This window comes from Larsenimonas rhizosphaerae (genome assembly GCF_026240105.1).
GTDB lineage: Bacteria > Pseudomonadota > Gammaproteobacteria > Pseudomonadales > Halomonadaceae > Larsenimonas > Larsenimonas rhizosphaerae.
Genome location: NZ_JAPIVE010000001.1, coordinates 1,174,871 through 1,189,547 on the forward strand (window position 1 = coordinate 1,174,871; position 14,677 = coordinate 1,189,547).

Annotated in this window: 14 protein-coding genes; 4 read left to right on the plus strand and 10 right to left on the minus strand. The window is 58.1% G+C overall.

Translation table 11 applies throughout. From position 1 onward, the window contains the following. Window position 1: 1 nt before the first annotated feature. The 3 genes from lpxK to OQ287_RS05480 form a co-directional block, all read right to left on the minus strand. Window positions 2–985, minus strand: coding sequence for a tetraacyldisaccharide 4'-kinase (lpxK, locus tag OQ287_RS05470; RefSeq protein ID WP_250937470.1), 984 nt, complete (start codon window positions 983–985; stop codon window positions 2–4). Continuing rightward, on the minus strand, window positions 982–2,748 hold the full coding sequence (gene msbA / locus OQ287_RS05475) for a lipid A export permease/ATP-binding protein MsbA (protein WP_407658240.1): 1,767 nt from the start codon (window positions 2,746–2,748) through the stop codon (window positions 982–984). Before msbA ends, lpxK begins: the two co-directional genes overlap by 4 nt. A gap of 81 nt (window positions 2,749–2,829) precedes the next feature. Continuing rightward, window positions 2,830–5,148 carry a DNA internalization-related competence protein ComEC/Rec2 gene (locus OQ287_RS05480; protein ID WP_265895787.1) on the minus strand — a complete coding sequence of 773 codons (2,319 nt, stop codon included), beginning with the start codon at window positions 5,146–5,148 and terminating at the stop codon, window positions 2,830–2,832. Window positions 5,149–5,232: 84 nt separating this feature from the next. Here OQ287_RS05480 and OQ287_RS05485 point away from each other — a divergent pair, with 84 nt between their 5' ends. Further along, window positions 5,233–5,769: a DUF2062 domain-containing protein gene (locus OQ287_RS05485; RefSeq protein WP_250937478.1), complete on the plus strand. Its 537-nt coding sequence runs from the start codon at window positions 5,233–5,235 to the stop codon at window positions 5,767–5,769. 29 nt (window positions 5,770–5,798) lie between these two features. On the opposite strand, the gene OQ287_RS05490 is transcribed toward OQ287_RS05485, so the two are convergent. Both OQ287_RS05490 and OQ287_RS05495 read right to left on the minus strand, forming a co-directional pair. Beyond that, on the minus strand, window positions 5,799–6,482 hold the full coding sequence (locus OQ287_RS05490; protein ID WP_265895788.1) for an ABC transporter ATP-binding protein: 684 nt from the start codon (window positions 6,480–6,482) through the stop codon (window positions 5,799–5,801). Beyond that, entirely contained in the window at window positions 6,475–7,719 is a 1,245-nt protein-coding gene (locus OQ287_RS05495; RefSeq protein ID WP_265895789.1) for a lipoprotein-releasing ABC transporter permease subunit, read from the minus strand. Before OQ287_RS05495 ends, OQ287_RS05490 begins: the two co-directional genes overlap by 8 nt. A 160-nt stretch (window positions 7,720–7,879) precedes the next feature. Here OQ287_RS05495 and OQ287_RS05500 point away from each other — a divergent pair, with 160 nt between their 5' ends. From OQ287_RS05500 to OQ287_RS05510, 3 genes are read left to right on the plus strand one after another with little or no spacing between them, the layout of a single operon-like run. After that, window positions 7,880–8,953: an agmatine deiminase family protein gene (locus tag OQ287_RS05500; RefSeq protein WP_265895790.1), complete on the plus strand. Its 1,074-nt coding sequence runs from the start codon at window positions 7,880–7,882 to the stop codon at window positions 8,951–8,953. Further along, the gene (locus OQ287_RS05505) at window positions 8,950–9,849 is read left to right on the plus strand and encodes a carbon-nitrogen hydrolase (protein ID WP_265895791.1); all 900 of its coding nucleotides are present in this window, start codon (window positions 8,950–8,952) and stop codon (window positions 9,847–9,849) included. Before OQ287_RS05500 ends, OQ287_RS05505 begins: the two co-directional genes overlap by 4 nt. A 49-nt stretch (window positions 9,850–9,898) precedes the next feature. Next, entirely contained in the window at window positions 9,899–10,780 is an 882-nt protein-coding gene (locus OQ287_RS05510; RefSeq protein ID WP_265895792.1) for a DNA replication terminus site-binding protein, read from the plus strand. Between the two features lie 8 nt (window positions 10,781–10,788). Here OQ287_RS05510 and OQ287_RS05515 read toward each other — a convergent pair whose 3' ends face one another. The 5 genes from OQ287_RS05515 to nqrF all read right to left on the minus strand — a co-directional run bounded on the left by OQ287_RS05515 (window position 10,789) and on the right by nqrF (window position 14,660). After that, entirely contained in the window at window positions 10,789–11,070 is a 282-nt protein-coding gene (locus OQ287_RS05515; protein ID WP_250937498.1) for a YrhK family protein, read from the minus strand. Window positions 11,071–11,108: 38 nt separating this feature from the next. Next, on the minus strand, window positions 11,109–12,500 hold the full coding sequence (gene sthA, locus OQ287_RS05520) for a Si-specific NAD(P)(+) transhydrogenase (protein WP_265895793.1): 1,392 nt from the start codon (window positions 12,498–12,500) through the stop codon (window positions 11,109–11,111). 28 nt (window positions 12,501–12,528) lie between these two features. Beyond that, the gene (gene nqrM / locus OQ287_RS05525; protein WP_250937502.1) at window positions 12,529–12,789 is read right to left on the minus strand and encodes a (Na+)-NQR maturation NqrM; all 261 of its coding nucleotides are present in this window, start codon (window positions 12,787–12,789) and stop codon (window positions 12,529–12,531) included. Window positions 12,790–12,927: 138 nt separating this feature from the next. Then, complete coding sequence (locus OQ287_RS05530; RefSeq protein ID WP_265895794.1) at window positions 12,928–13,428, minus strand: hypothetical protein; 501 nt, start codon at window positions 13,426–13,428, stop codon at window positions 12,928–12,930. Beyond that, on the minus strand, window positions 13,428–14,660 hold the full coding sequence (gene nqrF, locus OQ287_RS05535) for an NADH:ubiquinone reductase (Na(+)-transporting) subunit F (RefSeq protein ID WP_250937506.1): 1,233 nt from the start codon (window positions 14,658–14,660) through the stop codon (window positions 13,428–13,430). The genes OQ287_RS05530 and nqrF overlap by 1 nt, the downstream gene beginning before the upstream one ends. Between the last annotated feature and the right edge of the window lie 17 nt (window positions 14,661–14,677).

Below are 14,677 nucleotides of genomic sequence, written 5' to 3' on the forward strand. Positions count from 1 at the left end.
GTTACAGCTGCGCCAGACGCTGACGCAGATAATCGATCAGGGCCGGCTCGGGGTGCGCCTCCACATCCAGGGACCAGCAGCGCTCATTGGCAAAACGCCGGCACTTCACGGCGTCCTTGGCGGTCATGACAACCGGCCGATTATCGGCAAACTTCAGATCCTCTGCCGTAAACCGGTGATGATCTGCCAGAGGATGGCGATCAAACTCGACCCCAAGTGATTCCAGCGTTCTGAAAAATCGCTGGGGATTACCGATGCCGGCCGTAGCGTGCACCTTGCCGCTGAACGGCCGGGCATCCACGGGATAGCATACGCCATCGCTCAGATGACGCCAGGCACTGGGCACCAGGGTCATTGCGTATTCGGAAGCATCAACACGGCAATCCAGCTCACCGTTGGTAATCACGGCATCTACCGTGGCAAGCCGCGTCAGCGGCTCACGCAGTGGGCCGGCAGGCAGGCAATGCTGATTGCCGAAGCCCTTCTGCCCATCAACCACCACCAGCTCGATATCACGCCCCAGATACAGATGCTGCAGGCCATCGTCGGAAACGAGAATATCGCAACCGGCAGCGATCAGCTTGCGCGCGGCTCTTGGCCGATCAGGGTCCACCGCCACAGGCAGTCCGGTCTGCTGGGCAAGCATTACCGGCTCATCACCGGCATGGGCAGGATCCGTACTTTCATCGACATACAGCGGATACCGGGGGGCATGGCCACCATACCCTCGTGAGATAATGCCGGGATGCCAGCCCTGCTGCTGAAGCCAGCGAACGAGCCAGGCCACCAATGGCGATTTTCCGGTTCCCCCGAGGGTAATATTGCCCACGACGATTACGGGCACGGAGCCTTCCCAGATCGTTTTGCTGCCGGCCCTGAACTGTTGATGCCTGCGTGCCACTGCCCTTTTGTACAGCGCCTCAAGTGGTGTCAGCATCAGAGGCCATGCCGAGCCATTGTACCAGGCTTGTTCGAGTCGCTTCATGTCGCTGTACCCGCCGTGTCACTGAACTGAATCCGATGAAGAGCCGCATAGGCCCCCTCTCGAGCCAGCAGCTCATCATGGCTGCCGGATTCCACCAGATGACCGTTATCCATTACCACAATGCGGTCAGCCCGCTCGATGGTCGACAGGCGATGTGCAATCACGAAGGTCGTTCGCCCCTTGCATACATCTTCAAGCGCCTTCTGGATATAGCGCTCGGACTCGGTATCCAGCGCGGACGTTGCTTCATCAAGGATCAGAATCGGGGCATCCTTGAAAATCGCACGAGCGATGGCCAGACGCTGACGCTGACCACCGGACAGCATGACGCCATTATCCCCGATCAGGGTGTCATACCCGTCGGGCAGGCGCTCGATGAACTCATCAACATAGGCTGCGCGGGCAGCGGCTATCACATCCTCGCGGGTCGCCTCCGGCTGGCCGTAGGCAATATTATTGGCAATGGTCGTGTTGAACAGCACGACCTGCTGGCTCACCAGAGCAACCTGACGACGCAGCGCCTTGAGTTCCAGCGTCATGATGTCCTGGCCATCAATCAGGATACGGCCACCGGTCGGGTCATAAAAACGCGTCAACAGGCTGACAAGTGTGGTCTTGCCGCTTCCGGAACGCCCGACCATGGCTACCATTTCCCCGGCCCGGGCTTCAAGACTGACGCCATGCAGTACATCACTGTCACCCTTGTTGTAGGTAAAGCGCACCTGATCAAAGGTAACCTCACCACGCACCCGGCCTGGATCAATATGGCCGGGATCCGGCTCAGGGGGATGGTCCGTGATCGCAAACAGCTCCTGTACTGCCGAAAGCCCCTTTTGAATCATGCCGCTGATTTCAGTCAGCGACTTGATGGGTTTTGCCATCAATGAGGCCGCCGTAATGAAACCGATGAATTCGCCCGCATTCATGCCCCCCATGATATCCGGCGCGAGGGCAAGCCATACCAGCAAAGCCAGTGACAGGGCCATCAAGGTCTGAATGACAGGCGCACTGACCGATTTGGTGAGGGATTCCTTGAGGCTCTGCACGCGATTGTATTCGCTGGCACGACGAAAGCGTTCGTACTCGAACTCCTCGGCACCATGCGTACGCACCACCCGATACCCGGTAATGCTTTCAGACGCCACATGGGTGACATCACCCACGGAGCGCTGAATGCGCCGGGCGAGCTTGCGAAACCGCCGGCTGGCGTAGGCCACGACACCAGCAATCAACGGTGTCACGGCAATGAATACCAGTGTGAGCTTCCAGTTGGTCCAGAACAGATAGCAGGTCAGGCCAATGACGTAAAAACCTTCCTGCATGATGACCGTAACGGCCTTGGTTACCGCACCAGTGACCTGCTCGACATGATAGGTAACGCGGGACAGCAGGTGGCCGCCGGAATGCTGATCATAAAATCGGCCGGGCAGGCGCAGCATTTGCCGGAAGACATCGATACGCAGTGCATGCACCACATTGCGCGCAACGCGCTGCATGAAAAAGCCACCCAGGAAGGTACCCACCCCACGGCAGGCAAACATCAATACCACCAGCATGGGCAGGAACTGCCGAAACTGAGCATCCGGGTTCTGGATACCATTGGTCAGGTATTCCATGACCTTGGCAAAGGCCGTACTGGACGCGGCATAAATGCCGTACCCGATTGCAGCCACCACAAAATCCTTCCAGTGTGGGCGCACGTACTTCATGAGGCGCTTGTAAAGCGTCCAGCTACTGGTGTCGTTCACGTCTGCTCCCGCCATCTTCGTTGACTCATAACGTGAGGCCGGCATGCATCACGCCGTCAGGCCATCCATCAAATGCTCCGGCACGTCAAGCCAGGCTCAGGGCGCGGATTCTACCCCAAGGCAGCCCGGTTCGATACCGCCACGGCGCGCCGCCGCCCTGACCGTCACCCCATCAGCAACCGGTGTCAGCGTAATCGCGCCATCCAGTGCCGTACTCCAGAGGCAACTGCCCGTGGCACGAAATTCCTGAACCACCTCCGGGTGTGGATGATCATAACGGTTCAGATAGCCTGCACTGAAAATGACGTGATCAGGGCGAAAAAAACGTATCGCCTCGGGATCAGAGCCGGTCCGACTGCCATGATGTGAGGCAATCAGTACATCAATATCTGCCAGCCGAGCGCCATACCGGCGCACAAGCCAGCGCTCCACCCTGCGGCCGGCATCACCCAGCACGAGCGCACGATACGCTGGAGTCTCTACCAGCAGCACGCAGGAACTGTCATTGCGATCTTCCGTGGGGGCACGCCATGTGCGTTCGGGCCACAGAAAGGTCAGCCGTGCATCCCCCTTCTGCCAGCCTTCTCCCGCCACACATCGCCGCGACGGTGTCGCACTCACGGGCACTGACGCGGAGCGCCACAGCCGTTCGATGACACCACCGGACGACTCAAGCCAGTGAAGACCGCCGGCATGATCCAGATCCCCATGACTGATGATGACATCATCCAGCACAGGCGCGCGATCCCACAGGGTAGACAGCGGCGCAAAGCCCGAACGAAAACGGGGGCCTGTGTCGTAAAGCGCATGATAGTCAGGCGCCATCAACGACACTGCCAGCCCCTGACCAACATCATGTACCTGCATGGACAGACCGGGAGAGATGTCTGAAGGCGTGGCAAGATGAATCACCGAGCCGGCAAGCAACACTGCCATGATTGCGGCCTTGGCCATACGACCCACCCCCGGCATACACAGGGTCAGTGCCGCAATAAACAGCAGAACGGACAGGGCTTCCCGCAAGGCCTCGGGCACGACAATCACAGGCCATACTGATGCCAGCCAGTGGCTCGCATCCCAGAATACCTGCGCTACCCAGCCGAATATCTGCCAGCACATGCCTCCAAACCAGGGCCCGGCAATCCATCCTGCCAGTGCCAGAGGCACCATGATCAGGGTGACCAGCGGAATCGCGACCAGGTTGACCGGCAGTGACAAAACCGACCACTGGCCCAGCACCAGCACGACCAGTGCCCCCATGCCAAGCGTCAGTATCAGCTGACTGCGCCACTGACCCCACCACCACCCGGGGATCGGACGGTTCACCCAGGCCATCAGCAATAACCCGACCGCAGCGAAGGAAAGCCAGAAGCCCTGACGCTGGGTTGCCAGTGGATCCAGCCACAGCACCAGCAGCATGGCCAGCCACCAGCCCTGCCATGGACTGGGCGCGCGACGACCACTGCGGACCCATAATGCCATCAGCGCCATGATGGCAGCTCGTGTAACAGGCGGTGTCCAGCCGACCAACGCCGCATACCCAACCGCCCCCAGTGCGGCCATCACCCATGGGATCGGTGAAACCCGCCAGCGTGATGGCATCACGCATCGCACTACCTGCCGGGTTACCCACCAGATCAATGCAATCACCAGCCCTACATGCAGGCCTGACACCACAAACAAGTGGGTGATGCCCAGCGCCGCGAGCGTTTCCCATTCGTCACGACTCAGAGCCTGACTGTTGCCAAGCGTCAGTGCCGACAACCAGCGCTGCGTATCGGAAGAGATGTCGCGCGCTGCGAGAATGGCGTGCAACGCCTGGCGCAACGATGGAGGCGCGTCATGGATGCGCTTGGCCACGGCACGGCTGCGAACATAGCCCGTGGCAGAGATTCCCTCGCGCAGTAACCAGGCCTGGTAATCGAAACGTCCCGGGTTGTGATAACCATGGGGAGGCTTCAATCGTGCCGTCAGTTGCCAGCGTTCACCCACAAGCACGGCAGGCGCATCGTACCAGTCAAGACGCAGCCGGTTCAGCGGGCCGCACTCAACCATGTCAGTCGCCACCGGCTCACAGCCAGCGACCGTTCCTTCCAGCCGGAGACGATCACTCCCTGCATCAACCCGATCAACCTCGAGCATCAACCTCATATCCCGACCCGCCAGCGTGTCGGCCAGCACAGGGGTCTGATGCTCATGGTGCCAGCCGGCAAACAACACCAGACCTGCCAGCCACATCAACCAGCATCGACACGTTAGCAACCAGCCCGAAACGATGCCCACCACAAGAAGCCCCACCACCCACCAGAGGAGCTCCTCACGCAGGGAAACAGCCAGCATGGACAGCACCATACCAGGCACGATCAGCAGGTCAGGGTATCTTCGGGCGGCAACTGCTTCACTCCGTGAACGCATTGCCTGTACCATCAAGTCATGCACTGGAGTCAATCGCACCGTATACTCCGTCGCTATTCTTTTTCATCGGACTCTGGCGCTCTCATGCCCCGTCGATTGATCAACCGCTTTCTGCCGGACCCGGAGACACTTCAAAACAAGAAGTCGCTCCGCTGCGTCAGCCACTTCATTGCCAATCCGGCACTGTGGCAGGTATCACGACGCACGATTGGCAACGCCTTCATGGTCGGCATCTTCTGTGCCTTCATGCCGATACCAGCCCAGATGCTGGTGGCGGCGGTTGGAGCATGGCTCTTTCGATGCAATCTACCGCTATCGGTCGTTCTGGTCTGGATTACCAACCCGCTGACCATGCCGGTTATCTTTTACGGTACGTATCGGGTCGGTACCTGGGTATTGAATACACCACCGCGCACCCTGCCGGATCATTTCACGGCACAGTGGATCGCCGAACAGTTGGCTGACATCCTGCCGCCGCTGCTGACCGGCTCATTGATCAGTGGTGTGGTTATCGGGGTCACAACCAATATCTTGATACGCCTGCTGTGGCGCTGGCACGTGTCGCGCCAATGGAAGCGCCGACAGCGACGGCGGCGAACACACATAAAAAAAAGCGCCTGAAGGCGCTTTTTTCATGCTGGAACAAAGGTTCACTGCTGAACCAGATGCCCCTGATCAAGATGCATCACCCGGTCCTGGTGCGCTGCGAGCCCGGTATCGTGCGTCACGATCACAAAGGCACTGCGGCTGCTGGAGGCCACATCATCCATCAGCGCCAGAATGCGCCCTGCCGTGGTCTGATCAAGGTTACCGGTCGGCTCGTCCATCAGTACAAGACTCGGGTCTGTCACCAATGCACGCGCAATGGCAACACGCTGACGCTCGCCACCGGAGAGCTCACCGGGCTTGTGAGCCGCGCGCTTGTCCATGCCGACTCGAGCCAGTATGGCGCGGGCCTTCTCGCGGGCATCGCGGCGCTTCATGCCTCGGATAACCAGGGGCATGGCCACGTTTTCATCCGCGGTAAATTCCGCCAGCAGATGGTGAAACTGATAGACGAAGCCGATATGACGATTGCGAAACCGGCCAATGTCTGCCTCGGACATGCCCTTGATTGACTGGCCGGCGATGGCAATATCACCGGCCGTCAAACGATCCAGCCCGCCCAGCAGATTGAGCAGGGTCGTTTTTCCCGACCCGGAACTACCGACGATGGCCACCCGCTCACCGGCATGAACGGTCAACGACAACTCATCAAGCACCGTCAGGTCCTGAGGGCCCTCATGGTAGGTGCGGGTAATCCCCTCGCACTGCAGCATGATGTCCTTATTCATAGCGCAATACCTCCGCTGGCTGAATCCGCGCAGCACGCCAGGCGGGATACAAGGTCGACAGAAAACTGAGCAGCAGCGCTACTCCGGTAATAACGGCAACATCACTGCCTTCCAGCCGAGACGGCAGATAACTTATGAAATACACCCCCGGGTCCAAAAACGTGACGCCAAAGGCCTGCTGAAGCCAGGCCACCACATCCGCCACGGTCAATGCTCCGATGATGCCGAAAATCACCCCGAGCACGATACCGACCACGCCAATGGTCAGCCCCTGCACGATAAAGATACCCATGATGGTCATCGGCGTAGCACCAAGGGTACGCAAAATCGCAATGTCGGCATGCTTGTCGGTGACGACCATCACGAGCGTTGAAATGATATTGAATGCCGCGACGGCCACAATGACCGACAACAGCAGTCCGATCATGTGCTTTTCCATCTGGATGGCCTGAAACAGGTTGCCCTGGGTATAGGTCCAGTCGATGCCACGATAGCCTGGCGGCATCTCGTTGATGATCTCTCGAGTCAGCGCATGCGCCATGAACAGATCGTCCAGTTTCAGACGAATGCCCTGCGCCTCGCCGTTGACACGCCCGAGTTTCGCCATGTCCGCGAGGTTGGCATACGCCAGATTGGCATCGAGCTGAGCACCTACACTGAAGATGCCCGAGACATTGAATCGCTTCATGCGCGGAAAGATACCGCCGGGTGTTACCGAAGCTTCCGGTATCATCAAGGTCACTCGATCGCCCACCCCGACGCCCAGACTACGTGCCAATTGCTGGCCCAGGACCACATTCCAGCTGCCAGGCGACAGGGAGTCCAGCGAGCCCTGCGCCATATGACGGCCGATAATGGACACCTTCTTCTCGGCGGCCGGATCAATCCCGTTCACCATGGCCCCCTGCGCGTTGCCGCCGCTGGCAAACATGCCCTGCTGCTCGACATAGGGCGCAGCGCCGACAATATGCGGGCTTTTGGCTGACAGGGTATCTGCCAGTTTGTGCCAGTCCTGTACCCCACCCACGGCTTCTATCCGGGTATGCGGCACCATGCCAAGAATGCGGCTGCGCAACTCATGATCAAAGCCATTCATGACCGACAACACCAGAATCATGACCGCCACGCCGAGCGTCAGGCCCAGCATGGAAGTCATGGAAATAAAGGAAATAAAACCGTTACGACGCTTGGCCCGCGTATAGCGAAGACCAATCAGAAAAGGGAGGCGGTCCAGCATGTGAAACATTCCTGTCCGTGAGGAGGCGATCATGGTACGCACTTTTCACCACCACTGCATCAGCCGGCCACTTTTCTAACGTCGTGGCTTGAGGCATTATCGCGCCCACGCTCCTGGCCCGCTCGCCCCGAAGCAGGCCCCTGTTGATGGATATACAGCGATGACTTACTCCCTGCCGGCAGAATGGTATCCCCAGGACGCCATTCAGTTGACCTGGCCTGCCAGTACCAGCGACTGGGGCCCACTGTGCGACCGCCTGGAAGCCATGCTGGAAGCCCTGGTGCTGTCCGTGACGCGCTACCAGCAGGTTCTGATCACGGTGGAAAACGATGCCACAGGCCAGGCACTGGCGTCCCGCTTCGAGTCCATTGGCGTCCCTTCATACCAATATCACCTGGTGACGGCCTCAGCCGACGATACCTGGACGCGGGATCATGGCCCGATTACGCGCCTGAACGATGGCCATCCTGAACTGCTGGATTACCGTTTTACCGGCTGGGGCGGCAAGTTCGAGGCACAACAGGATAATGCCCTGTCTCTTGCCTTGCAGGAACAGGGCGTCTGGCAGGCGCCACTCATCAACCAGCAGGCCCATATCCTTGAAGGCGGAGCCATTGAAAGTAATGGCGCCGGTACACTGCTGACAACGACAGCCTGTCTGCTCAATGCCAATCGAACGCCGGGAGCCACGCGAGAGCAATGGGAAGCCCATGCCCGAGACCAGTGGGGAATCACACAGGTCCTGTGGCTGACCCAGGGCGATCTGGAAGGAGACGATACGGACAGTCACATCGACACCCTCGCCCGCTTCTGCAACGAGACCACGATTGCCTACGTTCGCTGCGATAATCCGCAGGATAGCCATTACCCTGCCTTTCAGGCCATGGAGCAGGAATTGATGGCCCTGCGTCAGCCCAATGGCGACCCCTGGCAGCTGGTTGCACTGCCCTGGCCCAGGGCAGTTCATGATCAGGAAGATGGCCATCGATTACCGGCCACCTATGCCAATTTCCTGATCACCAATGAAGAAGTACTCGTTCCCGTCTACGCTGACCCGGCAGACCTGGAGGCCCTGAACACTCTGGCCTCGGTCTTTCCCGAACGTCGCATTATTCCTCTGGACTGCCGTACCGTAATACGCCAACACGGCAGCCTTCACTGCCTGACCATGCAGCTGCCGCGAGGCACGCTCGCACCGGCAGAGGCCAACGCCAAGACACAGGAGCTGTCATGACCCATCTTCGCGCAGGGCTTGTACAACAACCGGCCTGGCCGGATAAACAGAAAAGTCTGGCAGCCTCGGCAGAAGGCATCCGCGCCCTCGCCGCCGATGGAGCACGACTGGTGCTTCTTCAGGAGCTGCACGCTACGCATTACTTCTGTCAGACAGAAGACGCCGATCTATTTGATCTGGCCGAGCCACTGGACGGCCCGACAACGACCTGCCTGGCCGCGCTGGCTGCCGAGCTCGACATCGTGATCGTGGGATCGATTTTCGAGCGTCGCGCCGCCGGGGTATATCACAACACTGCCGTCGTACTGGACGGCAAGAAGGGCCGAGTCGGTCACTACCGGAAAATGCATATTCCGGATGACCCCGGTTTCTATGAAAAATTCTATTTCACCCCCGGGGATGCCGCCCAGCAGGAAGGGCTTGGCTTTACCCCGGTTGAAACCTCGGTCGGCAGACTTGGCATTCTGGTCTGCTGGGATCAATGGTACCCGGAAGCAGCCCGGCTCATGGCTCTTGCCGGTGCTGATATACTGCTTTATCCCACGGCCATCGGATGGGATCCGGATGAAGAAGGCGACGAAAACCAGCGCCAGCTGGATGCATGGACACTGATCCAGCGCTCACATGCCGTTGCCAATGGCCTGCCGGTCATGGTCGCCAACCGCACCGGCCATGAAGCAGCGCCCGATCAATCGAGCGCCGGTATCCGGTTCTGGGGGGGCAGCTTCATCGCCGGGCCCCAGGGTGAGTTTCTTGAACACGCCGGCGAAGAACCCACGACACTGATTACCGATATCAGCATGGCGCGCAGCGAGCAGATACGGCGCATGTGGCCCTACCTGCGGGACCGCCGGGTGGATGCATATGGGCATCTGACCCGCCGTTACATAGACTGATCCCATCCCCATCGCCGGGCACTCTGCCCGGCATTACTTCAGGAACCCCATGTCCACCAAACCGCTTTCCAGTTACCAACTGACGGCTGAAATAGAACAGGCCTTTGATGGTGTGGTTGAAGCCACTGCCCGATTCTGTGATGCCGTCGACACCAGAAAGCCTCGCCAGTGGACATTATGTGACACGTCGGCGCCCGCGCAGTGGCTACGCCAGGCTCTGGAGGACATGTGGTATGAAGACGGGCAGGATGGCCGCGCAACGCGCAACTATATTGGCGTGGTACTCGCTGACGATACCACTCTTGAACTCGCCATGACCCTGAACGAACGCAAGGACCATTTTGGTACACTGGTGGGACAACTGCGCAAGCAATCTGCCAGCGCGGTTGCCGAGCTGAAGGTACACCTGCCACGCCGACACCCTGCAGTGGAAGCACCACTGGAGCAGCGTGGTCTGGCCAGGCTTCACCTCAAACAGACATGGCGACGCCTGCCAATTGCCGAAGCACCGCTGGCCCGCCTGCACCTGTCCTGGTATACCAGCGGACGCTCCATTAAACGCCTGACGGTGGAACAGGCTCAGGAGAAACTGGCAGCATTCAACAATGAGGCGGCACACATCAGAATCCAGTGGCAAAAGCTGGCCGCCCTGCCGAGTGACGAAATCCTGGCGCAGGTTCAGCACCAGGCACCTGTCATGCGTGGCAATCTGTTTTTCAAGGAGCCGCTGGCCGATGGCCATACGCGACGCGCCCTGAACATGGCCCTCCCGTTGATCATTCCGGCCGATCACACTGATCGGTTACCACTGATCAACACGCCGCCCGCCACGCCGCCGACGCACCGCACCCGAGCACGGCGGGAAGATACCCGAATCGAGGATGATCCCTATATTCCCAGTCTGAGACTGTACCGCTATCGCTCACAGTAAATCAGGCGCTATAGATCCTCGGGCCGGGCAGGCAGGTGCTTGAGGTGTATTGATCGGGCCAGCTGAATGCCAGGCCGCAGCAACAATTGCGCACTGCCGATGACAAACAGCCAGGTACCGATCGTCAACAGGGTGCCTTCATAAAAGAAACAGAAGCTACCGACCAGAAACCAGAGCCCGATCATCATGTCATTGAGCATGCTCAGGATTTCGTAGCGGCGATGCAGCACGATTTCATCGTGCCCAAAGGTAAAGGTCAGATCACCATCGCTTTTTTTTTCGCGCTGCATCTGCAACATGCCTCCATTGGTATATCGACAACAGTCGCCTAGAAAATCCGGTTGTAGCCATTCTGGGCGGCGACCCGATAGGCTTCCGCCATGGTCGGGTAATTGAAGGTTGTATTGAGGAAGTACTTCAGCGTATTAGCCTCGCCCTTTTGCCGCATGATGGCCTGACCGATGTGAATAATCTCGGACGCCTGGTCACCAAAGCAGTGGATTCCCAGAATGGCCAGTGTTTCGGGGTGAAACAGGATCTTGAGCATCCCGACACGGTCGTTGGTAATCTGCGCCCGCGCCGTATCCTTGAAAAAGACCTGTCCAACCTCGTAGGGAACACATGCATTGGTGAGTTCACGCTCGTTCTTGCCTACGGAGCTGATCTCGGGAATGGTATAAATTCCGGTCGGGATATCATCCACGAACTGGAAATCGTCATTCAACAGATCCGCTGACGCAAAACGTCCCTGGTCATAGGCGGCACTGGCCAGACTGGGCCAGCCAATGACATCCCCGGCCGCATAGATGTGGGGCAATTCCGTACGATAATGCTCGTCCACCTGAAGCTGGCCACGGGAATTGGCGGAGAGTCCGATATTTTCAAGCCCGAGCTGGTCGGTATTACCGGTCCGACCATTGGCCCACATGAAGGCATCGGCACGCAGTTTCTTGCCCGATTTCAAATAAACCGTAACGCCGCCCTCATCCCCTTCAACACGCTCATATTCTTCATTATGCCGTACCAGTACGCCGTTGTTTCTCAGGTGATAAGAGAGCGCATCGCTGATCTCATCATCAAGAAATGACAATAGGCGCTCGCGTGTATCGACCAGATCAACCTTGACGCCCAGCCCGGAAAATATGGAAGCATATTCGGAGCCAATGACACCGGCGCCGTAGATGATCAACGTGCGGGGTGAATGACTCAGATCCAGAATGGTGTCGGAACAGTAGATACGGGGATGGCGAAAATCGATATCTGCCGGACGATACGGGCGAGAGCCCGTAGCGATGACGACCTGCTGTGTCTTGAGCTCCTCGACGCCATCGTGGTTATCCCGTACCACAATGGTGGACTCATCCTGGAAGCGCGCCGTACCGAAAAAAAGGTCTACCCGATTATGGGCATAAAAATTGGTCCTCATTTCCACCTGCTGATCAACAACACGGCGGGAATGCTCCAGCACCCGCGAAAATGAAAACCAGCGCGGCTCGCCTACTTCCCGGAACAGCTTGTTGGTATTGAACTCAATGATCTGCTTGACGGCGTGGCGCAACGCCTTGGAAGGAATGGTGCCCTTGTGGGTACAGTTACCACCTACCGACGACTGAGCCTCGATTACTGCCACGCGCTTGCCGTGCTTGGCCGCATTAAGCGCCGCACTTTCGCCGGCCGGACCGGAACCAATCACTACCACGTCGTAATTATATACAGCCATCTTGTTCCATTAGCTCCTGTCGTGAATATCAGGTCCGGCGGCGCGTAGCGTCGTAACCCAGCGAACTGTCTGCACTGGCAGCGGCGCGTGGAACTACACCGGCTCGCTTTTTCTGCTCTTCTTCACAGATTTCATCCTTGCCACCACAGATATCACACCCCTGCTTGAGCCCAAGGTTATTGAGCCCGCCACATGAGCCGGCGATCGGCTTGCGTCCCATCAATACTCCGACGGACATGGCTGTCACCAGCAGCAACATGGCTGCAAATACCAGAACCCAGATCATCATGTTTATTCCTCCGGACGATGAATGCTCGTCTGCCTGTTGGCCTGAACCCATTGTATCAAATATGTACGCCGGGATGCTCATCCATGCACCTCAACAGTATATTCACCAGATGAGAGGTGATTACCGTGACGACGCTGTCTAATCAGCAGATGTCGATGACAGTCGCTGACAGGATGTCAGCATCAGCGGCATCTGACGAGATGGATATGCAAGCGGTGGCGTAATCGGCGCATCAACACTCACAAGGCATCGCCGCACCGAACGCTCTCCTGGCCCCGGGTAAAGCATGCTTCGCGTTACCAGCCAGCCCGACACTTCAAGCTGATAGTGCGTTATGCCGCGTGCAGCAAGCTCATGCTCAAAGGCATCCATCAATGCCAGCGCCGGTATCTCCACCGGCTGATCAAGGCCTTGCTCAGGCATGATGGCCAGCAATGGCGGCGCAGCAATCAACCGGGTTTCAAGCCGCATCAACTCATCTGACGAGACGGTGTCCGCCGGCACGGCCAGCCGCCAGGGCAAGGCCAGGGTTACCCCACCAATGTATCGATTCGATTGACGAAAACTGCCTGTTTCAGCATAAAAAAGGGCCAGCCCCGCAAGGGCCAGCCCGATTAAAGTGCAGCCGATAATGCGCATCAGCCGCCAAAGTCATCCAGAAGGATGTTTTCAGGCTCGACGCCCATGTCTGTCAGCATCTTGACGACAGATGCGTTCATCATGGGCGGCCCGCACATATAATATTCACAGTCTTCAGGAGCCGGATGGTCCTTCAGGTAGTTTTCATACAGAACGTTATGGATAAAGCCTGTCGGGCCTTCCCAATTATCTTCCGGCTGCGGGTCAGAGAGCGCAAGATGCCATTCGAAGTTCTCGTTTTCGGCTTCGAGCTGGTCATACTCTTCGTTATAGAACGATTCACGCATGGAGCGCGCCCCGTACCAGAACGAAATCTTGCGATCACTATTGAGACGCTTGAGCTGATCGAAGATATGGCTTCGCATGGGCGCCATACCGGCACCACCACCCACAAACACCATTTCAGCATCGGTATCCCGGGCAAAGAACTCACCAAAGGGACCATATACCGTGACCTTGTCGCCTTCCTTGAGACTGAATACCCAGGTCGACATCAATCCGGGCGGATGGTCCGTATTCGGCGGAGGTGTGGCAATACGGATGTTGAACTTCAACATGCCACGCTCTTCAGGGTAGTTGGCCATCGAGTAGGCACGAATCACCGGCTCGGTGGTCTTCCCGGTCACATTGAACATCCCGAACCGATCCCAGTCTCCCCGGTACTCTTCGGGTATATCGAAATCGCTGAACTTGATGTCATACGCAGGCGCTTCAAGCTGCATGTATCCACCGGCGCGGAAAGCCACGTTTTCGCCCTCCGGAAGGCGCAGTGTCAGCTCCTTGATGAAGGTAGCCACGTTCGGGTTGGAAACCACGGTACATTCCCACTTCTTGACCCCGAACACTTCTTCCGGCACTTGAATCTTCATGTCCTGCTTGACAGGTACCTGGCAGGAAAGGCGCCAGCCTTCCTTCTTTTCACCCATGGTGAAATGGCTTTCCTCGGTCGGCAGAATGGATCCGCCGCCCTCGGCTACCCGGCACTTGCACTGCGCGCAGGAGCCACCGCCGCCACATGCAGAAGACAGGAATATGCCATTGGCTGCCAGTGTCTGCAGCAACTTGCCACCAGCTTGGGTGGTCAGCGTGCTGTCCGGATCATCGTTGATTTCAATGGTAACGTCACCACTGGAAACCAGACGGCTGCGTGCCATAAGGATCACGGCAACCAGCCCGAGGACGATCACGGTAAACATGACCACGCCGAGCAGGATAATTGTTGAATCGACCATGTCGAGGTTCCCTATCG

What these genes read in the sequence shown, in the direction of transcription:
- lpxK (WP_250937470.1), bottom strand. Translation starts at nt 985, where the DNA reads ATGAAGCGACTCGAACAAGCCTGGTACAATGGCTCGGCATGGCCTCTG.
- msbA (WP_407658240.1), bottom strand. Translation starts at nt 2,748, where the DNA reads ATGGCGGGAGCAGACGTGAACGACACCAGTAGCTGGACGCTTTACAAG.
- OQ287_RS05480 (WP_265895787.1), bottom strand. Translation starts at nt 5,148, where the DNA reads ATGCGTTCACGGAGTGAAGCAGTTGCCGCCCGAAGATACCCTGACCTG.
- OQ287_RS05485 (WP_250937478.1), top strand. Translation starts at nt 5,233, where the DNA reads ATGCCCCGTCGATTGATCAACCGCTTTCTGCCGGACCCGGAGACACTT.
- OQ287_RS05490 (WP_265895788.1), bottom strand. Translation starts at nt 6,482, where the DNA reads ATGAATAAGGACATCATGCTGCAGTGCGAGGGGATTACCCGCACCTAC.
- OQ287_RS05495 (WP_265895789.1), bottom strand. Translation starts at nt 7,719, where the DNA reads ATGCTGGACCGCCTCCCTTTTCTGATTGGTCTTCGCTATACGCGGGCC.
- OQ287_RS05500 (WP_265895790.1), top strand. Translation starts at nt 7,880, where the DNA reads ATGACTTACTCCCTGCCGGCAGAATGGTATCCCCAGGACGCCATTCAG.
- OQ287_RS05505 (WP_265895791.1), top strand. Translation starts at nt 8,950, where the DNA reads ATGACCCATCTTCGCGCAGGGCTTGTACAACAACCGGCCTGGCCGGAT.
- OQ287_RS05510 (WP_265895792.1), top strand. Translation starts at nt 9,899, where the DNA reads ATGTCCACCAAACCGCTTTCCAGTTACCAACTGACGGCTGAAATAGAA.
- OQ287_RS05515 (WP_250937498.1), bottom strand. Translation starts at nt 11,070, where the DNA reads ATGCAGCGCGAAAAAAAAAGCGATGGTGATCTGACCTTTACCTTTGGG.
- sthA (WP_265895793.1), bottom strand. Translation starts at nt 12,500, where the DNA reads ATGGCTGTATATAATTACGACGTGGTAGTGATTGGTTCCGGTCCGGCC.
- nqrM (WP_250937502.1), bottom strand. Translation starts at nt 12,789, where the DNA reads ATGATGATCTGGGTTCTGGTATTTGCAGCCATGTTGCTGCTGGTGACA.
- OQ287_RS05530 (WP_265895794.1), bottom strand. Translation starts at nt 13,428, where the DNA reads ATGCGCATTATCGGCTGCACTTTAATCGGGCTGGCCCTTGCGGGGCTG.
- nqrF (WP_250937506.1), bottom strand. Translation starts at nt 14,660, where the DNA reads ATGGTCGATTCAACAATTATCCTGCTCGGCGTGGTCATGTTTACCGTG.